The sequence below is a fragment of the Friedmanniella luteola genome (genome assembly GCF_900105065.1).
Classification (GTDB): Bacteria; Actinomycetota; Actinomycetes; order Propionibacteriales; family Propionibacteriaceae; genus Microlunatus; species Microlunatus luteolus.
Genome location: NZ_LT629749.1, coordinates 3,526,734 through 3,546,200, shown reverse-complemented (window position 1 = coordinate 3,546,200; position 19,467 = coordinate 3,526,734). Strand labels below are relative to the sequence as shown.

Below are 19,467 nucleotides of genomic sequence, written 5' to 3'. Positions count from 1 at the left end.
AGGCGTCGCCGGACCGGGCGGGCCAGAGGCTTGCGACCCGGGTCGGACGGCCCCGCCGGCGCGGAAAAGCGCTGGCCGCGGCCATCGGCGGGGCGTGGGATGGGCGCATGATCCCGCAGGACTGGACGCCGGTGCACCGGCCCGACGACGACGAGCTGGTCGGCTACCTCGTCCCCGGGCGCGAGGGCTGCACCCCGGTGACCCTGTTCGGCCACCCGCTGAGCGGGCCGACCGACGGTGACGAGGCCGAGGCCCTGCTGCTCCGGCGCGGGCTGCCCGTGCTGGCCGACCCGTGGTGGCTGGACGGCGGGGAGGGCGGGGACGGCGAGGGCTACCGGGTGCAGATCATGTCGGCCGACCCCGGGTCGGTGGTGGTGGCGCGGGCCGACTTCGGGTTCGTCGCCCCGGACAGCGAGCGGCACCGGCTGCCGGTGCCGACGGACCGGCTGCGGCCCCACCGCTGAGCGGGCCCGTCGACCGGGCGAGCGGGGTGCTCGGACCACGTGGGTGGAGTACCCGGGAGCAGCACGAAGCGCTCGGTCGACGCGGTGCCGCAGTCATCCGCGCGGACCGGCAGCCTCGGTGCCGGCGCGGACGACGCTGGCCTCACGGGAGGCGGCCTCGAGGCCCGTCCGCGTCGGTCGAGGCGACCGCGACAACCGTGCCGGTGGTCCTGGGCGGAGCGGCCCGCCGGCCTGGGCCGGCGGGCCGACCCCTCAGCGGACGTCGATGCAGTCCCCGGCGCTCGTGGCCGGGGCCGTCGTGCGGCTGCCGCCGAACACGACCCGGTAGCAGCCGTCCCGGGTGGCCTTGACCGGCTTGGCGAAGGTGCCCCCGGCCCGCGTGGGCAGGGAGGTGACCTTCTTGTAGCGGCCGCCGGGCGTCCGGAACTGCAGCTCCACCCGCTCCTTCGCGTAGCCCGCCTCGGCACCGGTCTCCCAGCTGGTCCGGCGGAGCGCGCCCTTGACGGTCAGAGCCTTGCCCTTCTTGATCTTGTTCTTCTTCGACAGGGCCGACGACGTGGCCTCGGCGCTGACCGACGAGGCCCGGAGCACGGCGACCTTGCCCTCGCCCTCCACGGCCTCGTTCTCCAGCTCGTCCTCGCCGTCGTCCTCGCCCTCGTCCTCGCCCTCGTCGTCGCCACGGGCGGGAGCGGTCGTGACCTCGGTCGCGACCGGGGCGTCCCCAGCGGTCCAGCTGGTGCTGGTCCGGACCTTCCAGGTACCTGCCGCAGCGTCGTCGAGGGCCGAGGCGCTGACCGGGACGGAGCCGGTGAACACGGAGATCCCGTCAGCGTCGGACAGCAGGGTCAGCGGCTGGTCGACCTTCGCCCTGGTGGGCAGGGTGAGCAGCGCCTCGGTGCCGGTGAGGACGCAGCCGTTGGCGCGGACGGAGACCTGGACCGCGAACGTGGCGGTGCCGCCGGGGGCGAGGACGATGCTGCGGGGGGCCACCGAGGTCGCGATGACCTCGGGGTTGGTGCAGCCCGCGGCCGATGCGGGCAGGGCGCCGAGAGCGAGCGGCGCGGCCGTCAACAGGGCTGCGGTGACCAACCCGGTGATGCGTGGGGACAAGAGTTCCTCCAGGGGACGGGGTCCGGCGGGGGCCGGACCCGTGGATGCCACCGAGCAGCCTCGTCCCGGTCGACCTGCCGCCCCCAGAGTCCTTCGGCCCCCGGTCCCCGGGCGGAAGTCCCGAGCGATCGGGGTCCTGGGTCAGATCGGCAGCTTGCGGAACAGCGGCCGCGGCACGTGCCGCAGCCCGCTCATCACGAAGCGCATCGGCCTGGGCACCCAGACGAGGTCGCGCTGCTCCCGGACGCCCTCGACCACCGCGTCGGCGACGTCGTCGGCGGTCACCGCGAGCGGGGCCTCCGACAGCCCGGCCGTCATCTTGGTCCGCACGAAGCCCGGACGGACCACCAGCACGCGCACGCCGTGCTCCCGCAGCGCCTCGCCGAGGCCCAGGAAGAAGCCGTCGAAGCCGGCCTTGGTGGAGCCGTAGACGAAGTTGGAGCGGCGCACCCGCTCGCCCGCCACGCTGGACAGGGCCACGATCCGGCCGTGGGCCTGCGCCCGCATCCGGTTGGCCAGCAGCACGCCGAGGTGCACGGGGGCCGCGTAGTTGACCTCGGCCAGCTCGAGCGCCAGCTCCGGGTCGGTCCAGTCCTGCTCGGGGTCGCCGAGCAGGCCGAAGGCCAGCACCGCGACGTCGACGTCCCCGCCCGCGAAGGCCGCCTCGACCGTCGCCGCGTGGGAGGTGTGGTCGCGGGCGTCGAGGTCGACCTCCTCGACGTGGCAGCCCAGGGCGGCCAGCTCGGCGGCGGCGGCCGTCCGCCGCTCGCTCGGCCGGGCCGCCAGCACCACCCGCAGGCCGGGGGCGCGTCCGGCGTACCGCCGGGCCACCGCCAGCGCGATGTCGGACGTGCCGCCGAGCAGCAGCAGGGACTGGGGGGTGCCGAGGGCGTTGATCATCGAGCTCCTGTACGGGGTGGGGGCGGTCCGGGATGGGGCCGGGGTCAGAGGTGGAGGCGACGGGCCAGGTCGGAGTTGAACAGCCCGCTGGGGTCCACCTCGCGACGGACGGCCAGGAAGTCGTCCAGCCGGGGGTACATGGCGCGGAAGGTGTCGGCGCCCAGCCGGGAGTCCTTGGCCAGGTAGACCCGGCCGCCGGCGCCGACGACCTCGGCGTCGAGGGCGTCGCACAGCTTGTCGAGGCCGTGCTCGATCGGCAGGTCGACGGTCAGGGTCCAGCCCGGCATCGGGAAGGACAGCGGCGACGGGTTGCCCGGGCCGAAGCGCTTCAGCACGTTGAGGCACGAGAGGTGGCCGGAGGTGACGATCATCTCGAAGCAGCGGCGGAACGCCTCGGCCTCGGTGAACGGCACGACGAACTGGTACTGCAGGAAGCCGTGCGGTCCGTAGACCCGGTTCCACTCCGCGACGATGTCCAGCGGGTGGAAGAAGGACGTGATGTTCTGCAGCTCGCCCACCCGGTGGGCCGGTGCCTTGCGGTACCAGAACTCGCTGAACGCCTTCGCGGTGAGCCGGTTGACCATCCGGTTGGGGAAGACCTCGGGGATGGTGCCGAAGGACGGCGCGACGAACTTCAGCGGGTCGCGCCGCTTCTTGGGGTCGAGGTCGGCGAGCGTCGCCTTGTCGCCGCGGGTCAGCACGGCGCGGCCCATGTGCTTGCCGCGGGTGACGGCGTCGAACCAGGCCACCGAGTAGGTGTAGGCGTCGTCGCCGTCGGTCATCTTGGCCATCAGGTCGTCGATGTCGCTGCAGCGGTCGGTGTCGACGCTGAAGTAGGCGGTCTCGGTGCGCTGCACCGCGACGGTGGCGCTGATGATCGCCCCCGTCAGCCCCATCCCGCCGATGGTGGCCCAGAACAGCCGGCCGCCCTCGTCGACGCCGGGACTTCCCGTCGGGGTCAGCGTGCGCACCTCGCCGTCGGCGGTCAGCAGGTCGAGGGAGAGCACGTGGTTGCCGAAGCTGCCCTGGGTGTGGTGGTTCTTGCCGTGCACGTCGGCGGCGATCGCGCCGCCGATGGTGACCTGCCGGGTGCCCGGCAGCACCGGGACCCACAGGCCGAAGGGCAGCAGGGTGCGCATCAGCGCGTCGAGGCTGACACCGGCCTGGACGGTGACCGTCGCCGGCTCGGAGGCGGCGTCGACGGCGAGGACCTTGTCCAGCTTGGTGAGGTCGAGGGTGACGCCGCCCGCGTTCTGGGCCGCGTCGCCGTAGCTGCGGCCCAGCCCGCGCGGGGTGACGCCCCGCCCGCCCGAGGTGCGCAGGGCCGACACGGCGTCGGCCAGGGAGTCGATCTGCGCCAGGTGCGACATCGACGAGCCGGCCCGGCCCCAGCCGTGCAGCTCGACGAACTTCTGCGGGATGGCCGGCTGCGACTCCGGCAGGGAGGGGCGGATCGCGGGCACGTCCGGGTCGGCCGCCGTCGCGGGGAAGTCGTTCATCCGAACACCGCCAGGGAGATGGTCACGAGCCACACCAGTCCGATTCCTTGTAGTACGTGGTCGTGCAGGACGACGTCCTCGGGCTCACCGGCGTTCCCGGTGTCCACCTCCAGCGCGTACTGCAGGAGGCCGAGGGTGAACGGCGCGATGGAGATGGCCGTCCAGGGTAGCCCCAGCACGCCGTCCCCCCGGTTCTCGAACGCCCACAGGCTGTAGGAGATCAGCACCATCACCGCGGCGAGCATCCAGGCGAAGCGCAGGTAGGACTCCGAGTAGCGGGTCAGGCTGCGACGGGTGCCGGCGTCGGCCCCCACCGACTTGAGCTCGGAGTAGCGCTTGCCGGCGATCATGAAGAACGAGCCGAAGGCGGCGACCAGCAGGAACCACTGGCTCAGCAGGGTCTCGGTGGCCACCCCGCCCGCGATGGCGCGGAGCAGGAAGCCGCTGGCCACCACCGCCAGGTCGACGACGGGCAGGTGCTTGAGGAACGCCGAGTACAGCACCTGGACGACGAGGTAGACGGCCAGCGTCAGGCCCAGCGCCCCGGAGGTCCAGAAGCCGACGGCGAACCCGAGCACCCCGGTGACCGCGGCCAGCAGCAGCGCGGTCGACGGGCGCAGCTCGCCCGCCGCGATCGGCCGGAACCGCTTGCGCGGGTGCAGCCGGTCCTCCTCGACGTCGCGGACGTCGTTGATCAGGTAGACGGTCGCGCTGATCAGGCAGAACGAGACGAAGGCCAGCACGCAGCCGCGCAGCACGGCGGGCTCGAGGATGCGGCCGCCCGCCAGCGGGGCGGTGAGGACCAGCACGTTCTTGACCCACTGCCGGGGGCGGACGGCCCGCACCGCCGCGGGGACCCGGCTGGGTCGGAGGGCGAGCTGCTGGGTCTCGGTGGTCACGTCGACCAAGGCTATCCGGCCGAGCGCCGGTGACCGTCGCGGCCGCGGCTAGGGTGGTGCACCGTGCGCAGGCTCAGGGCCCCCGGCGGTCCGGGTCGGTGGATCGCCCCGCTGGTCCTCGTGCTGGCGGCGGCCGGCTGCGGGGCGGCGCCGGGCCCCGTCCCGGTGCCCACCCCGGCGGCCACCGCCAGCGCTCCGGCCGCCGTGCCCGCGGACGGGCTGCCGCTGCGGGCCTTCGGCTACACGCACGGGCCTCTCGACGCCTTCTCGCTGCCCCGCAGCGCGCTGCTGGTGGCCTCGGTCGACCAGGCCGACAACGTGACGGCCGTGCTGTCCGCGCCCTCGGGGGCCGAGCTGGCGGCCTACCTGCGGCGGGCGCTCCCCGCCGCCGGCTTCACGGTGACGGCTGGGGCCGACGGCTCCGACCCGACGCTGACCTTCGCCGGCCGGGGTTGGACGGGCAGCGTCACCGCCGCCGACGGCACGGCCGCCGTGCTGCTCCGGCCGGCCTGAGCCGCCTCCTCCCGTGCGGCCTCGCGGTCGCGCGCGCCGGCGACCGGCCGGGACGCGGCGTTGACCACGGCGGCGAGCCGGTCCAGCGCGGCGTCGCCCATCTCGGGGTAGGCGGGCAGGTAGACGACCCCGGCCATCGCCGCCTGCGCCCGCGCGCAGGCCGGGTCCAGGGCGACGAGCGTCGACGAACCGCGGGTCAGGTCGAACCCCGCCGCGCGCCCCGCCAGCACCAGCCCCTCGGGGTCGTCGGCGACGACGGGGAACAGCCAGTGCGTCCGGCGGGAGGCCCGCGCGCCGAGGCGGCGGACGTGCGGGTCGAGGGCGTCCGCCAGCCGTTCCCCGGCCCGGGCGCGGCGCTGGACCCGGACCGGGTCGTCGTGCTCGAGCCGGTGGGCGAGGAGGGCCAGCAGGGCGGTCGAGGGCCGGTGCCGGAGCTGGCCCAGCAGGTCGTCGTCGGCGTAGCCCCGGCTGAGCCGGCGGACGAGCACGTCGTGGTCGCCGGCGACCCTCGCGGCCAGCCGGACGAAGTGCGGGTACACCCGGGGGTGCGCGAGCGCCAGCATGAGGGCCCCGCGGACGAGCTTGGCGGCGTAGGACCGCGTCGGCTGGGTGGGCCAGCCCCCCTGCGCCGCCCGCATCCGGGCCCGCAGGACCGGGTCGCGGACCAGCAGGACCCCGCCGCCGCAGCAGGTGAGCGTCTTGATGGTCCCGAAGCTGTGCAGCACGACGTCGGCGTGCAGGCCCAGGGCGCGGTCCCGGCCGTCGTAGGCCTGGGCGCGGTCCTCCACGAGGAGCAGGCCGTGCCGGCCGGCCACGGCCGCGACGTCGGCCAGGTCGTCGGACGCCCCGAGGAGCTGCGCGTGCAGCAGCGCGCGGGTCCGCGGGGTGATCGCCCGGCGGACCGCGTCGGGGTCGAGCTGCAGGGTCGCGGGGTGCACGTCGACCGCCACCGGCACGTAGCCGTGGCTGCGGACCAGCAGCGGCAGGTGCGGGATCGAGAGCGCCGACAGCAGCACCTCCGAGCCCGCCGGCCAGTCGACGGCCGCCAGCAGCAGGTCGAGGCCGCTCCGCGCGGAGAGGCAGGCCACCACGGCGTCCGGCGGCGACCAGGTGGCGGCGAGCCGGCGCTCCGTCCCGGCCCGGTCGGGCGGCCGCAGGCAGGCCCGGAGGCCGTACCTCAGGGCCGGCAGGTCGACGTCCAACCGCTTGCGCGCCACGCGCACCGCCGTCACCACGGACCTCCCGCCGTCGCCGTCCCCGGCGCGGCCCCGCGCCGGAGGCTCAGCATGGCCCGCGCGGGGCACGGGCGCCAGACCCGGGCCGGGGCGGGGTCCCCCGCCCGGCACCGCGGCGCTACCGTGACCCCGCACGCCGGGACCGCCCCATCCGGGCTCGCCCGCCGGGACCCAGCCGAAGGACCAGCGCATGCCGGACGCCCCCACTCCCGTCGACCCGTTCATCCTGCGTCAGCTCGCCGCCGAGACCGAGGCCCGGGCGCGGGCCACCGAGGCGCCGGTCTCCACCGCCGCCGGCGCTCCGGCGGAGCTGCTGGCCGCGCTGGCCGCCGCCGTCGACGAGCTGGCGCCCACCCTCGTCGCGGCCTCCCACGACCTGGCCGAGCACCCGGAGGTGGGCTTCGCGGAGCACCGCTCGGCCGCCGCGCTCGCCGACCTGGTGGAGAGCCGTGGCATCCCGGTCACCCGGGGAGCCCACGGCCTGGAGACCGCGCTGGCCGCGGAGGTGACCGGGTCCGGCGACGGGCCCACCGTCGCCGTGCTGTCGGAGTACGACGCGCTGCCGGGCATCGGGCACGGCTGCGGCCACAACGTCATCGCCACCGCCGGGCTGGGCGCGTTCCTGGCCCTGGCGGCGACCCGCGACCGCTGGCCCGGCCGGGTCGTCTGGCTGGGCACGCCCGCGGAGGAGGGCGGGTCCGGGAAGGAGCACATGGCCCGGGCCGGCGCCCTCGACGGCGTGGACGCCGCCGTGATGGTGCACCCGTCGAGCTACGACCTGGCGGAGTCGGTCTTCCTCGGCCGCCGGCAGCTCCGGGCGACCTTCGCCGGCATCACCTCCCACGCCTCGGCGCAGCCGTTCATGGGCCGCAACGCCCTCGACGCCGTCAACCTCACCTACACCGGCGTCGCCCTGCACCGCCAGCAGATGCCGCCGAACGACCGGGTGCACGGGGTGGTCACCGACGGCGGCGAGCGGCCGAACGTCATCCCCGAGCGCGCCGAGATCTTGTTCTACCTGCGCAGCGAGTACCCGCAGAGCCTCAAGATCCTGAGCGGGCGGCTGGCCGACATCGCCGCGGGGGCGGCCCTGATGACCGGCTGCGCGGTGGAGCTCAGCTGGGACGACGCCCCGCCCTACCTGCCGCTGCGGACGAACGGGCCGCTCGCCGCGGCCTGGAACCGGCGCTACGGCGACCTCGGTCACGCCATGGTGGCGCCCGACGTGGTGCCCAGCACCTTCGCCGGCTCGACCGACTTCGGCAACGTCTCCTACCGGGTGCCCGGGCTGCACGCCATGGTCAAGATCGCCGACAGCGACGTCTCGCTGCACACCCGGGAGTTCGCCGCAGCCGCGGTCACCCCGACGGCGGACGCCGTGCTGGCCGACGCGGCGCGGGGACTGGCCGCGGTCGCCGCCGACTACCTCGCCGACCCCGACTTCCGCCGCTCCGTCGACGACGACTTCGCCGCCGCCGGGGGCGTCCTCGACGTCCCCGCGTTCTTCGACTGACCGAGGGGCTGGGGGAGCGCGCCCGTCGCGCCCCTTAGGCTCGGTGTCCGGCCCCCGACCAGGAGAGGCGGAGCCGACACCCATGGCGATCGTGCAGCACCTCGAGCGGTACCGCGTGATCGCGGAGACGCTGGCCCGGCACGGGCTGGGCGTGCTGCTCGGCGCGTCCGGCATCGAGCGCTACATCCCGTTCCGGCACAGCATCGCCCGGGTGGCGCACCGCTCGCAGCACAGCTACTCGACGGCCGCGCACGTCCGGCTGGCGCTGGAGGAGCTGGGCCCGGCCTTCGTGAAGCTGGGGCAGCTGCTCTCGACCCGCCCCGACCTGCTGCCGCCGACCTACCTGGGCGAGCTGGCCAAGCTGCAGGACGCGGTGCCCGCGGTACCCGAAGCCACGATCCAGCAGGTGCTGGAGGCTGAGCTCGGCGCGTCGGTCGAGTCCCTCTTCCAGGAGTTCGACCTCAGCCCGCTGGCCAGCGCCTCCATCGGCCAGGCGCACGCGGCGACGCTGCACGACGGCACCGAGGTGGTCGTCAAGGTCCGTCGGCCGGGGGCGGTCGAGCAGGTCGACGTCGACCTGGAGATCCTGCAGAACCTCGCCGCGCAGGCCGCGCGTCGCTGGGAGGATGCTGCCGACTACGACCTGCCCGGCCTGGCCGAGGAGTTCTCGCGCACGCTGCGGGCCGAGCTCGACTACCTGGCCGAGGGCCGCAACGCCGAGAAGTTCGCCCAGAACTTCGCCGACAACCCCGGGGTGCACATCCCGAAGGTCTACTGGGAGACGACGACGACCCGGGTGCTGACCCTGGAGCGGATCCGCGGGCTCAAGGTGAGCGACCTGGAGGCCCTCGACGCGGCGGGCATCGACCGGCCGGCGCTGGCCGCCCGGGCCACCGAGGTCGTCGCGCAGATGATCTTCGACGACGGCTTCTTCCACGCCGACCCGCACCCCGGGAACCTCTTCATCGAACCCGACGGCCGGATCGGCCTGATCGACTTCGGCATGGTGGGCGTCGTCGACGCCGAGCTGCGGGAGCGGCTGGGCGTCCTGCTGGTCGCGCTGACCCGGAAGGACCCGCACCGCATCGCCGCGGCGCTGGCCCGCCTCTCCACCTCGACGCAGCGGGTGGACCTCGGCGAGCTCAGCCGTGACATGCAGGCCATCGTCAAGCTGTACGACGACCTGCCGATCGCCGACATCGCGGTCGGCAAGCTGATCCGCGAGGTGCTGTCGGTGATGCGGCGACGGCACCTGCAGCTGCCGCGGGAGTTCTCGCTCGTGCTCAAGATGGTGGTGATGACGGAGGGGATGGGCGTCTCGCTCGACCCGTCCTTCAACATCGAGGAGGTCCTCGGGCCGTACGCGCAGCGACTCGTCGCCGCCCGGTACTCACCGGCGTCCGTGGCCCGGCACCTGGCCGAGGCCGGCGTCGACGCCCTGGAGATCGCCACCCAGCTGCCCGTCCAGCTGCGCCGGCTGCAGGCCATGCTCGACGAGGGCGGTCCCGAGGTGCACCTGCGGACCGGCGACCTGGAGCCGATCGTCGAGCGGCTCGACTCCATCTCCAAGCGGGTGATGCTCGGGGTGGTCGGCGTCGCCGTCGTCCGCGGGGTCGTCGAGATCGTCACCACCACCCTGCGCCGCAAGCGCGGGGGCGTGCTCCGCTAGCGGCGGGCGGCGGCCCGGGCCAGCAGCTGCAGGGTCGCCTCGCGGGCGGGGGAGCGGTCGGCGGGGTCGGACTCCGACGAGCCGGCGACCGGGTGGACCATCACCTCGTCGACACCGAAGCGGGTCGCCAGCGCGGTCAGCTCGGCCAGCGCGGTGTCGGGGGTGCCGATCACCCAGCGGGTGCGCATCTGCTCGGCGAGGGCGGCGTGCGACTCGGCCAGCACGGTGCGCTCGGCCTCCTCGACGCTCAGCTGCGCCTTGAGCTCGCCGCCGGTGCGCAGCGCGACCATGGCCAGCAGCTGGGGGCGGGCGAGCCGCTCCGCCTCCTCCTGGGTCTCGGCGACGACCACGTTGACCGTGAGGAAGGTCTTCGGGGCGGCCAGCAGCTCGGAGGGCCGGAAGCCGGAGCGGTACAGGTCCATGATCTGGGCCGTGCCCTCGCCCGAGAAGTGGTGGGCGAACACGTAGGGGAGGCCCTTGGCCGCGGCGAGCCGGGCCGAGTAGTCGGACGAGCCGAGCAGCCACACCTCGGGGACCCCGACGGCCTGCGGGGTGGCGCGCAGCGGGTAGCTGCGGCCCTGCACCTGGAGGCCGACGCCCTCGGGCTCCAGCATGGCCAGCACGTTGTCGACGACCTCGTCGAACCGGTTCGCGTCGGCGGTCTCGGGCCCGTTGTGGCGCAGCGCGTAGCTGGTCACCGGGTCGCTGCCCGGGGCGCGGCCGATGCCCAGGTCGATCCGGCCCGGGTGGGCGGCCTCGAGGAGGGCGAACTGCTCGGCGACGACCAGCGGGGCGTGGTTCGGCAGCATCATCCCGCCGGAGCCGATCTTCATCCGGGCGGTGGCCGCGGCCAGGATCGCGATCAGGACGGGCGGGTTCGTGGACGCGACCGCGGCCATGTTGTGGTGCTCGGCGACCCAGTAGCGGTGCACGCCGGCGGCCTCGGCGGCCTGGGCCAGCGCGATGGTGGCCCGCAGGGCCTCGGCGGTCGTCTGGCCCCCGCGCACGGGGATCAGGTCCAGCACGGAGAGCGTCAGCGGCCGGTCGCCGGTCGGGGTGCCGGGGGGGTTCGGGGCGGAGTTCAGCAGCGTCGTCACCCCAGGGCCAACCGGAGGCCGGGAACCGCTATTCCCCGCCCCCGGTGGGCGCGGCGGAGGTCAGACGTCCGAGCGACCGGCGCCCGTCGGCTCGTCCATGCCGTCGGTCCGCACCCCGGCGGTGCCCGGGGGCAGCGGCGTCGGGTCGAGCGGGTCCACGGAGGCGACGGGGGTGGCCGGGGCCTCGGTCGCGTCGAAGGAGGTCGTCACCGGCTCGTGCACCGGCGGCGTGACCGGGACCGCGGCCTCGGCCTCGGCCGCCGACTTCTTGGCGCTGGCGGCGGCCGCGCCGGCCGCGACGGCCGCGGCCGCGGCGGCGATGCCCACCCCGGTGGCGACGGCCTTGCCGGTCACACCCGCCTTGCCGTCGTCACCGCGCGAGGCGGCGGCGCGCTCGACGCCGGGCGTCCCGACGTGGCCCTCGCCGGCGACGGTCCCGCGCCAGGCGCCGGTGGCGTAGCCCTCCGCCTCGACGAAGGCCTTGAAGCGCTCGAGGTCGTTCTTGGCCTGGCGCTCGACGACGTCCAGCTTGTCGCCGATCTTCTCGACCACGCCCTCGGGCTCGTACTCGAGGAACAGGTTGACCCTGGTGCGACCACCCAGGTCCTCGAAGGTGACGGCGCCGGCGTTCGTGGCGCCCTCGACGGCCGCCCACGCGACGCGTTGGTCGGGGACCTGCTCGAGGACGCGGGCGTCCCACTCACGCCTGATGCCGGCGATCTCGGCGACCCAGTGCATGCGGTCGTCGCCGAGCTGGGTGACGCTCTCCACGCCGCCCATGAAGTGGGGGAACTCGGCGAACTGGGTCCACTGGTTGTAGACCGTGCGGACGGGGAGGTTGACCTCGATGGACGTGTCGACGGTGGTCGTCATGTCGCTCCTTCGGCTCTGCGGATGATCTTCCCAGGATCACCTACCCGGTACCCGCACGGTCATCGGGGTCAGCGCCGGGCGCCCGCCTCCAGCACGTCCTTGGCGATGCGGGCCAGGGTGACGGCGCCCACCGCGCGGAACGGGTGCAGCGGGTCGGGGTCCACCGACCCGGTCGGCCCGCCGAGCTCGGTCGGCGCGAGCGCGCTCATCACCACGTAGGCGTCGTGCGGGTCCCAGCCCCGCTCGTCGACGAGCACCGAGAACAGCGACTCGTACGCCATCGTGATCGACTCCTGCACCGGGTCGCCGAGGCCGACGCAGACGTACTCGGTGCCGGTGTCCAGCTGCGGGCCCCGGATGCTCCGACCCTTGACCACGTCGACGCTGACGGTGGCCCGACCGGCGATCTCGATGGCCACGAACGAGGACTCCCCGCGCGCCATCACCGCGTGGATGTCCCCGACGCTGAGCAGGGCCCCCGGCACCTGCACCGGCAGGTAGACCGTCGTCCCCGGGCCCGCGTCGGTGAGGTCCATGTTGCCGCCGGTGGGCAGGGTCGGCATCACCGTCGAGCCGTCCCGGTCGGCCGGGGCGAGGCCCAGGCAGCCGATCATCGGCGCGACGGCGCAGTCGAGGGTGGACGTCAGCTGCGCGCGCCCGTCGACGACGGGGATGCGCCGGACGAAGAAGTCCGGCCCCATCCGGGCGGCGAGGGCGCCCGCGCCCGGGATGGACACCGACCAGCCCTGCTCGGCCAGCGCGATGTCGTGGATCGTCACGGCCAGCACGTCGCCCGGCTCGGCGCCCTGGACGAAGACCGGACCGGTGACCGGGTTGATGGTGGCGGTGACCCGGGCGAGGTCGCCGAACTCCTCCATCTGCGCGTAGGCGAGGTCGTCGGTCTCGAAGGTGATCCGGTCGCCGGCGCCGGCGGTCACCGTCAGCACGGGCGGCTGCGCCGCGCTGAAGGCGGCGGAGGCCTGGTCCTTGGTGAGGAGGTGCTCGCTCACCGGGCGACCTCGCTCTCGGCCTCGCGGAACGGGTCGGCGGCGTGCTCGGCGAGCACGCCGGTGCCCTTGCGCGTGTAGTAGAGGAGGACCAGCGCGCCGACGGCGAGCCAGATGACGCCGCCGATCTTGGCCAGCGGGTCGGCGTTCCACAGCACGAACCCGATGATCGCGAAGCCGAGCACCGGGACCACCCAGTGCAGGAGCACGTTGCGGCTGCGGCGCTTGACCGCGTAGTAGCCCACCACCGAGACGTGCAGCAGCAGGAAGGCCGTCAGGGCGCCGAAGTTGACCAGCGCGGAGATGACGTCGATCTGGCCGACGAACAGCAGGCCCAGCACCAGGGTCAGCCCGCCGACGACGAGGATCGCGCGCTGCGGGGCCTTGGTCTTCGGGTTGATGTGGGCGAGGAAGCGGGGCAGCCGGCCGTCGCGGCTCATCGAGAAGAGCAGCCGCGAGGTGGCGCTCTGGGCGGCGACCGCGTTGGCGATGCCGACGGCCAGCGCGTTCATCGCCAGGAAGGCGACCTCCCAGCCGCTGCTGCTGATCGAGCCGACGATCGAGAAGAAGGCGTTGTTGACCTCGTCCTCGCCGAACTCGGTCACCCCGGGCACGAGCATCGCGGCCAGCCAGGTCTGCGTGACGAAGAACAGCGCGACCAGGACGAGGCCCGTGATCATGGCGATGCCGGCCGAGCGGCGGCCGCCCTTGGCCTCCTCGCTGAGCGTGGCGATGCCGTCGAAGCCCAGGAAGCTCAGCACGGCGATGGACAGGGCCGCGGCGGCCAGCCCGGGCGTGAACAGGTCCGCGTTGAACAGCGGCGTGGTGGTGAACTGCGCTCCGCCGACGTCCTTGGCGATGGCGACGACGGCCATGATCACGAAGATCACGACGAAGATCAGCTCGGCCGCGAGGAACAGGCGGTTCACGACCGCGGTGAAGGAGATGCCGACGTAGTTGATCGCCGTGTTTACCAGCAGGAACACGACGATCCAGACGGGCTTGGGCACGCCCGGGAAGATGCCGCCCATCGACTCGGCGGCGAACACGTACAGCAGGGTGGGGACCAGCAGGTAGTCGAGCAGGATCGTCCACCCGGCGAAGAAGCCCAGCACCGGGTGCAGGCCGCGACCGACGTAGGAGTAGACGCTGCCGGCGATCGGGAACGCCTTGGACATCTGGGCGTAGGACAGGGCGGTGAAGATCATCGCCACCAGCCCGATCAGGTAGACCAGCGGGACCATGCCCTTGGACTCGTTGTAGACGACGCCGAAGATCGCCCACGGGGCGATCGGCACCATGAACACCAGGCCGTAGACGATCAGGTCGGTGGTGGAGAGCGTGCGGTTCAGCTCCTGGCGGTAGCCGAACTCGGCCAGGTCACGAGAACCCTGGTCGGTGGGGTGAGCGGTCATGGACGTTCCCTCTCGAGGGCGGGCGGACGGGTCACCGGTCGCTCGACAGCGGGTCGGCCGGTGCGGGTGGGGCGGCGTGCGGACGTGCGGGTGGGGGAGGTCAGTCGTGCGAGCGGAGGAAGCCGCCGACCACGCGGCGGAACTCCTCGGGCTCCTCGACGTGCGGCATGTGGCTGGACTCGGCGAAGACGTGGCTGCGGACGTCGGGGATGCGCTCGACGAAGGGCGCCCAGACCTCGGGCGTGGCCTCGTCGTGGCGGCCGGCGACGACGAGGGTGGGGACGCCGATGCCGCCGAGGCGGTCGACGACGCTCCACTCCCGGAGGCTGCCGATGACGTGGAACTCGCTGGGCCCGTTCATCGTGTGGTAGACGGTCGGCTCGGCCTCGATCTGGTCGAAGCTGGCGGTCACCTCCAGCGGCATCGGCTGCACCCGGCAGACGTGCCGCGCGTAGAAGACGTCGACGGCGGCGTGGTACTCCGCCGAGTCCGTGGTGCCGGCCGCCTCGTGCTCGTCCAGGGTGCGCTGCACCTCCTCGGGCAGCCGGGCCCGCAGCCCGTTGGCCGCCGCCAGCCACAGCGGCATCGAGGCCGGGCTGTCGCAGATGGTCAGCGAGGCGATGCCGGTGTCGTCGGCCAGCACGACCTCGGGGCCGAGCATGCCGCCCCAGGACTGGCCGAGCAGGTGGAACCGGGAGATGCCCAGCGCCTCGACCACGGCGCGCAGCTCGCGGACGAAGAGGTCGACGGTCCAGAACCCGGGGTCGGCGTCGGGCAGGTGGCTGCTCCGGCCGCAGCCCAGCTGGTCGTAGTGCACGACCGCGCGGCCGTCCTCGGCCAGGTCGGCGATCCGCAGCGTGTAGTCGTGGGCGGCGCCCGGGCCGCCGTGCAGCACCACGAGCGGCGCCCGCTCGGCGTCGGGATCGAGGTGGCCGGTGACCCGGTACCAGGTCTGGTGGCCCTCGAACGCGACGTGGCCGGTGGTCACCGACAGCTCTTCTAGACTGCTCATCCCTGCCCTCCCGAGGAGCGGTCGCTCATCGCCGCGCAGTCAAACACGCCAAAGGTGTGGTCACAATACCTTTAGAGCCGGAGGACCACCTGGTGGACACCGACGACCACCGGCCGATCGCCGACCCGGACCCGGGTCTGGTCGGCCTGACCCGCGCGACGATGGCCGGCAGCGTCGCGGAGCGCCTGGTCACCGCGATCGCCGTCGGCACCTACTCACCGGGCGAGCGGTTGCCGCCCGAGCGGGAGCTCGCCACCCGGTTGGCCGTCAGCCGGGACACCGTGCGCCAGGCCCTGCAGCGGGTCGCCGAGCTGGGGCTGGTGGAGTCCCGGCGCGGCCGCGGCGGTGGCACGTTCGTCACCGCGGTCGCCTGGCACGAGGTCGCGCCGGCGGAGGCGCGGCGCACCCTCGAGGTGGAGCTGCCGCGGCTGCGGGAGCTGTTCGACTACCGCTGCCTGGTCGAGGGGATGATCGCCCGCGCCGCGGCGGAGCGCCGGACCGACGAGGACGTGGTGCAGCTGCGCGCCACGCTCGAGGAGTTCCGCGCGACGGCGGACGACATGGCCGGCGCGCGGGCCCTCGACCGGCGCCTGCACGGCCTCGTCTGCGGCGCGGCGCAGAACCGGCACCTGGTGGCCCTCAGCGCCCACCTCACCACCGCGGCGACCCTCGGCTTCGGCGCCGAGCCCTACGACCCGGACTTCTTCGTCCGGGCGCTGCACGAGCACGAGGAGCTGATCGGCGCCGTCGTCGACCGCGACGCGGAGCGGGCGCACGCGGTGGCCTCGGCCCACTTCGCGCTGACCTACGTGACCATGGAGCACAGCCTGCGGCGGGCCGTGGAGGGCTGACGCGGACCGGAGCGCGCGGCGCGGCAGGATGGGAGGGTCAGCCTGCGACCGAGGAGGAAGCGTGCCCAAGACGACGAAGACCGGCAAGGTGATCACCGACGAGCTGCCGAGCACCCTGCAGCGCTCGGACGAGAAGGCCCAGGCGACCTACGCCAAGACCCACGACTCCGCCCTCGGCACCTACGACGGGGACGAACGGGCGGCCAACCAGGTGGCCTTCGCCGCGCTCAAGCACACCCACGAGAAGGTCGGCGACCACTGGGAGCCCAAGGACGAGAACGGCCCGTCGGACGCGCAGGCCGAGGGCAACCGCGACACCCACCGGGAGACCGCCGGCGGCGTCGACGCCAACGCCTCGAAGAAGCACCTCTACGAGCTGGCCACCCGGCTGGAGATCAAGGGGCGCTCGACGATGAGCAAGGACGAGCTGGTCGAGGCGCTGCAGAAGGCGAACGACCGGGCGAGCGCGAAGGCGCTGCGGGACGCGTCCAGCTCGTGACGCCCGGTGTCCGCCCGCACCAGCTCGTCCTCCTCGGCGCCACCGGCTTCGTCGGACGCCTCGTCGCCGCCCACCTGGCGCGCTACGCCCCGCCGGGCCTGCGGATCGCCCTCGCCGGCCGGTCGGCGGACCGGCTGGAGGCCCTCCGCGACGAGCTGGGCGGCCGGGCGGCTGCGTGGCCGCTGCTCACCGTCGACGTCGACGACGGCCCGGGCGTGACCGACCTGGCCCGCTCGACCCGCGTCCTGCTCAGCACCGTCGGGCCCTACCTGCACCGCGGCCTGCCCGTGGTGGAGGCGTGCGCCGGGGCGGGCACGGACTACGCCGACCTCACCGGGGAGACGCTGTTCGTCCGGCGCAGCATCGACGCCGCGCACGCGGCCGCGCGCGCCAGCGGGGCCCGGATCGTGCACGCCTGCGGTTTCGACTCCGTGCCCTCCGACCTCGGGGTCGGGCTCACCGCCGCGCGGGCCGCCGCCGACGGCGCGGGCACGCTGACGGCCACCGTCCTGCACGTCCGGTCGATGCGCGGCGGGTTCAGCGGCGGGACGGTGGACTCGCTGCGCCAGCAGGTGCTGGAGACGGTCGCCGACCCCGGGGCCCGGGCCCTCGTCGGCCGGGGGGACGCCCTGCTCGACCAGCCGCGGCGGCGTCCACGGGCGGTCCAGGGCCGGCACCGGCCCGTCTCCCGCGACGCCGGCACCGGGCAGTGGCAGGCGCCGTTCGTGATGGGCTCGTTCAACCGGCAGGTGGTGGTGCGCAGCGACAGCCTGGCCGGCTTCCCGTACGGGCCCGAGTTCCGCTACCGGGAGGTGGTCGACACCGGCCGGGGCCTCCGCGGGGTGGCCGGGGCGGCGGCGCTGTCGGGCGGTGCGGCCGCGCTGGTGGGCGGCCTCGCGCTCCGCCCCACCCGGGCGCTGCTCGACCGGCTGCTGCCGGCGCCGGGCGCCGGCCCGCGCAAGAGCACCCTGGCGGGCGGCCGGTTCCGGGTCGAGATCGAGGCGGGGACGACGAGCGGCGCCCGTTACCGGACGGTGGTGGCCGCGCCGCTGGACCCCGGCTACCAGGGCACGGCGGTCATGCTGGGGGAGTCCGGGCTCAGCCTGCTCCTGGACGAGCTGTCCGGTCCGGGCGGTGTGCTCACCCCCTGGGTGGCGCTGGGTCCGGCGCTGGCCGCCCGGCTGCGGCACCACGACTTCGTGCTGGAGACGACGCGGCTCTGACCCTCAGCGCCAGAGGTCGGTCCAGGCCACGCCGAGCCCGGCGAGCATCTCGCGCAGCAGCGGCAGGCTGAGCCCGACGACGTTGTGGTGGTCGCCCTCGACCGCCCGGACGAAGGGGCCCCCCAGCCCGTCGACGGTGAACGCCCCCGCCACCTGCAGCGGTTCGCCGGTGCCGACGTAGGCGTCGACCTCGGCGTCGGTGAGGTCGGCGAAGTGGACGGTGGTGGACCCGACGGCGCTGCTGGTGCGGGCGGGGTCCCCGAGGACCAGGACGTGGTGACCGGTGTGCAGCACGCCCGAGCGGCCGCGCATCGCCCGCCAGCGCCGCGTCGCCTCCGCCGCCGTCCCGGGCTTGCCCAGCGGCTCCCCGTCGAGCTCCAGCATCGAGTCGCAGCCGAGGACCAGCACGGGGCCGTCTCCCGAGGGGGGCAGGGTCGCGGCGACGGCCTCGGCCTTCAGGACGGCGAGCCGGCCCGCCAGCGCGGCCACCGACGCCGCGCTCACGGTGCTCTCGTCCACGCCGGAGACGACGACCTCCGGCTCGACGCCCGCGGCGCGCAGGGTGGCCAGCCGGGCGGGCGAGGCGGAGGCCAGCACCAGCCGCGGGGGCGTCGTCGCAGGGGTCGTCACGGCGGTCAGCGTAGTTCGTCGGCCCAGGTCGACCACCGGCCGTCGGGCGCCCGTCGGCACCTGGTTAGCGTGAGGCCATGGACTACGTGAACCTCGGGACGACGGGGCTGCAGGTCTCGCGGATCTGCCTCGGCTGCATGAGCTTCGGCGAGCCGGAGCGGGGCAACCACGCCTGGACCCTGCCGGAGGACCAGAGCGTGCCGTTGCTGCGGCAGGCCGTCGAGGCGGGCATCACCTTCTTCGACACCGCCAACGGCTACTCCGCCGGCAGCAGCGAGGAGATCGTCGGCCGGGCGCTGCGCGACCTCCTCCCGCGTGAGCAGCTGGTGCTGGCCACCAAGGTGTTCGGTCAGATGGCCGACGGGCCGAACGGGGGCGGGCTGTCGCGGAAGGCCATCCTCTGGCAGGTCGACGAGAGCCTGCGCCGGCTCGGCACCGACTACATCGACCTCTACCAGATCCACCGCTGGGACCCCAGGACGCCGGTCCTCGAGACCCTGGAGACCCTGCACGACCTGGTGCGGGCGGGCAAGGTCCGCTACCTCGGGGCGTCGTCGATGTGGGCCTGGCAGTTCTCGAAGGCCCAGTACCTGGCCCGGATCCACGGGCTCACCCCGTTCGTGTCGATGCAGGACCACTACAACCTGCTGAACCGCGAGGAGGAGCGGGAGATGCTGCCGCTCTGCGCCGACCTCGGCGTCGGGGTCATCCCGTGGAGCCCGCTGGCCCGGGGCAAGCTCACCCGGGCGTGGGACGCCACGACGGCACGCAGCGAGACCGACGAGTTCGGCAAGAGGCTGTACCGCGACGAGGACCGCGGCATCGCCGAGACGGTCGCGGCCATCGCGGAGGAGCGGGGCGTCTCGCGGGCGCAGGTGGCGCTGGCCTGGGTGCTGGCGAACCCCGTCGTCACCGCCCCGATCATCGGGGCGACCAAGGCCGGCCACCTCGACGACGCCGTCGCCGCCGCCGAGCTCGTGCTGAGCGACGAGGAGATCACCCGGCTCGAGGAGGGCTACCAGCCCCACGCCGTCGCCGGGTTCTGATCCGCGGGCCGC

The 19,467-nt window shown here is 74.3% G+C and carries 18 protein-coding genes; 7 read left to right on the top strand and 11 right to left on the bottom strand.

Annotated features, from left to right (window positions below; translation table 11 throughout):
* Window positions 1-107 precede the first annotated feature (107 nt).
* Window positions 108-464 (top strand): hypothetical protein, encoded by a 357-nt coding sequence (locus BLT72_RS16710; RefSeq protein ID WP_091414218.1) that lies wholly within the window; start codon window positions 108-110, stop codon window positions 462-464.
* Between the two features lie 252 nt (window positions 465-716).
* Here the strand turns inward: BLT72_RS16710 and BLT72_RS16705 are convergent, their stop codons facing one another.
* The 5 genes from BLT72_RS16705 to BLT72_RS22330 all read right to left on the bottom strand — a co-directional run bounded on the left by BLT72_RS16705 (window position 717) and on the right by BLT72_RS22330 (window position 6,617).
* The gene (locus BLT72_RS16705; protein ID WP_157720546.1) at window positions 717-1,574 is read right to left on the bottom strand and encodes a hypothetical protein; all 858 of its coding nucleotides are present in this window, start codon (window positions 1,572-1,574) and stop codon (window positions 717-719) included.
* Window positions 1,575-1,715: 141 nt separating this feature from the next.
* Complete coding sequence (gene dprE2, locus BLT72_RS16700; protein WP_091414214.1) at window positions 1,716-2,474, bottom strand: decaprenylphospho-beta-D-erythro-pentofuranosid-2-ulose 2-reductase; 759 nt, start codon at window positions 2,472-2,474, stop codon at window positions 1,716-1,718.
* A gap of 44 nt (window positions 2,475-2,518) precedes the next feature.
* Window positions 2,519-3,973, bottom strand: a complete 1,455-nt coding sequence (gene dprE1, locus BLT72_RS16695; RefSeq protein ID WP_091414212.1) for a decaprenylphosphoryl-beta-D-ribose oxidase — start codon at window positions 3,971-3,973, stop codon at window positions 2,519-2,521.
* Window positions 3,970-4,872 carry a decaprenyl-phosphate phosphoribosyltransferase gene (locus BLT72_RS16690; RefSeq protein ID WP_091417684.1) on the bottom strand — a complete coding sequence of 301 codons (903 nt, stop codon included), beginning with the start codon at window positions 4,870-4,872 and terminating at the stop codon, window positions 3,970-3,972. Before BLT72_RS16690 ends, dprE1 begins: the two co-directional genes overlap by 4 nt.
* A gap of 362 nt (window positions 4,873-5,234) precedes the next feature.
* On the bottom strand, window positions 5,235-6,617 hold the full coding sequence (locus BLT72_RS22330; RefSeq protein ID WP_172826097.1) for a DegT/DnrJ/EryC1/StrS family aminotransferase: 1,383 nt from the start codon (window positions 6,615-6,617) through the stop codon (window positions 5,235-5,237).
* 193 nt (window positions 6,618-6,810) lie between these two features.
* Here BLT72_RS22330 and BLT72_RS16675 point away from each other — a divergent pair, with 193 nt between their 5' ends.
* Window positions 6,811-8,133 (top strand): M20 family metallopeptidase, encoded by a 1,323-nt coding sequence (locus tag BLT72_RS16675; protein ID WP_091414208.1) that lies wholly within the window; start codon window positions 6,811-6,813, stop codon window positions 8,131-8,133.
* Window positions 8,134-8,215: 82 nt separating this feature from the next.
* Window positions 8,216-9,802: an ABC1 kinase family protein gene (locus BLT72_RS16670; RefSeq protein WP_091414207.1), complete on the top strand. Its 1,587-nt coding sequence runs from the start codon at window positions 8,216-8,218 to the stop codon at window positions 9,800-9,802.
* On the opposite strand, the gene BLT72_RS16665 is transcribed toward BLT72_RS16670, so the two are convergent.
* The 5 genes from BLT72_RS16665 to BLT72_RS16645 all read right to left on the bottom strand — a co-directional run bounded on the left by BLT72_RS16665 (window position 9,799) and on the right by BLT72_RS16645 (window position 15,206).
* Window positions 9,799-10,899, bottom strand: coding sequence for an LLM class flavin-dependent oxidoreductase (locus BLT72_RS16665; RefSeq protein ID WP_231930100.1), 1,101 nt, complete (start codon window positions 10,897-10,899; stop codon window positions 9,799-9,801). The two genes, BLT72_RS16670 and BLT72_RS16665, sit on opposite strands and share 4 nt — an antisense overlap.
* Before the next feature lie 60 nt (window positions 10,900-10,959).
* The gene (locus BLT72_RS16660) at window positions 10,960-11,772 is read right to left on the bottom strand and encodes an SRPBCC family protein (protein ID WP_091414205.1); all 813 of its coding nucleotides are present in this window, start codon (window positions 11,770-11,772) and stop codon (window positions 10,960-10,962) included.
* A gap of 68 nt (window positions 11,773-11,840) precedes the next feature.
* Entirely contained in the window at window positions 11,841-12,782 is a 942-nt protein-coding gene (locus BLT72_RS16655; RefSeq protein WP_091414203.1) for an acetamidase/formamidase family protein, read from the bottom strand.
* Window positions 12,779-14,194 (bottom strand): APC family permease, encoded by a 1,416-nt coding sequence (locus tag BLT72_RS16650; protein ID WP_091414202.1) that lies wholly within the window; start codon window positions 14,192-14,194, stop codon window positions 12,779-12,781. The genes BLT72_RS16655 and BLT72_RS16650 overlap by 4 nt, the downstream gene beginning before the upstream one ends.
* A 100-nt stretch (window positions 14,195-14,294) precedes the next feature.
* Window positions 14,295-15,206 (bottom strand): proline iminopeptidase-family hydrolase, encoded by a 912-nt coding sequence (locus tag BLT72_RS16645; RefSeq protein WP_091414200.1) that lies wholly within the window; start codon window positions 15,204-15,206, stop codon window positions 14,295-14,297.
* Between the two features lie 92 nt (window positions 15,207-15,298).
* On the opposite strand from BLT72_RS16645, the gene BLT72_RS16640 reads away from it, so the two are divergent.
* The 3 genes from BLT72_RS16640 to BLT72_RS16630 all read left to right on the top strand — a co-directional run bounded on the left by BLT72_RS16640 (window position 15,299) and on the right by BLT72_RS16630 (window position 17,779).
* Complete coding sequence (locus tag BLT72_RS16640) at window positions 15,299-16,057, top strand: FadR/GntR family transcriptional regulator (RefSeq protein ID WP_091414198.1); 759 nt, start codon at window positions 15,299-15,301, stop codon at window positions 16,055-16,057.
* A gap of 61 nt (window positions 16,058-16,118) precedes the next feature.
* Window positions 16,119-16,556: a ChaB family protein gene (locus BLT72_RS16635; protein ID WP_091414197.1), complete on the top strand. Its 438-nt coding sequence runs from the start codon at window positions 16,119-16,121 to the stop codon at window positions 16,554-16,556.
* Window positions 16,553-17,779, top strand: coding sequence for a saccharopine dehydrogenase family protein (locus BLT72_RS16630; protein WP_091414195.1), 1,227 nt, complete (start codon window positions 16,553-16,555; stop codon window positions 17,777-17,779). The genes BLT72_RS16635 and BLT72_RS16630 overlap by 4 nt, the downstream gene beginning before the upstream one ends.
* Before the next feature lie 3 nt (window positions 17,780-17,782).
* Here the strand turns inward: BLT72_RS16630 and BLT72_RS16625 are convergent, their stop codons facing one another.
* The gene (locus BLT72_RS16625; protein WP_091414193.1) at window positions 17,783-18,409 is read right to left on the bottom strand and encodes a Maf family protein; all 627 of its coding nucleotides are present in this window, start codon (window positions 18,407-18,409) and stop codon (window positions 17,783-17,785) included.
* Window positions 18,410-18,486: 77 nt separating this feature from the next.
* Between BLT72_RS16625 and BLT72_RS16620 the strand changes: the two genes are divergently transcribed.
* Window positions 18,487-19,455: an aldo/keto reductase gene (locus BLT72_RS16620; RefSeq protein ID WP_091414192.1), complete on the top strand. Its 969-nt coding sequence runs from the start codon at window positions 18,487-18,489 to the stop codon at window positions 19,453-19,455.
* The last annotated feature ends 12 nt before the right edge of the window (window positions 19,456-19,467 follow it).

Coding starts and splice junctions, on each gene's coding strand:
- BLT72_RS16710 (WP_091414218.1), top strand. CDS start 108: ATGATCCCGCAGGACTGGACGCCGGTGCACCGGCCCGACGACGACGAG.
- dprE2 (WP_091414214.1), bottom strand. CDS start 2,474: ATGATCAACGCCCTCGGCACCCCCCAGTCCCTGCTGCTGCTCGGCGGC.
- dprE1 (WP_091414212.1), bottom strand. CDS start 3,973: ATGAACGACTTCCCCGCGACGGCGGCCGACCCGGACGTGCCCGCGATC.
- BLT72_RS16675 (WP_091414208.1), top strand. CDS start 6,811: ATGCCGGACGCCCCCACTCCCGTCGACCCGTTCATCCTGCGTCAGCTC.
- BLT72_RS16670 (WP_091414207.1), top strand. CDS start 8,216: ATGGCGATCGTGCAGCACCTCGAGCGGTACCGCGTGATCGCGGAGACG.
- BLT72_RS16660 (WP_091414205.1), bottom strand. CDS start 11,772: ATGACGACCACCGTCGACACGTCCATCGAGGTCAACCTCCCCGTCCGC.
- BLT72_RS16650 (WP_091414202.1), bottom strand. CDS start 14,194: ATGACCGCTCACCCCACCGACCAGGGTTCTCGTGACCTGGCCGAGTTC.
- BLT72_RS16645 (WP_091414200.1), bottom strand. CDS start 15,206: ATGAGCAGTCTAGAAGAGCTGTCGGTGACCACCGGCCACGTCGCGTTC.
- BLT72_RS16620 (WP_091414192.1), top strand. CDS start 18,487: ATGGACTACGTGAACCTCGGGACGACGGGGCTGCAGGTCTCGCGGATC.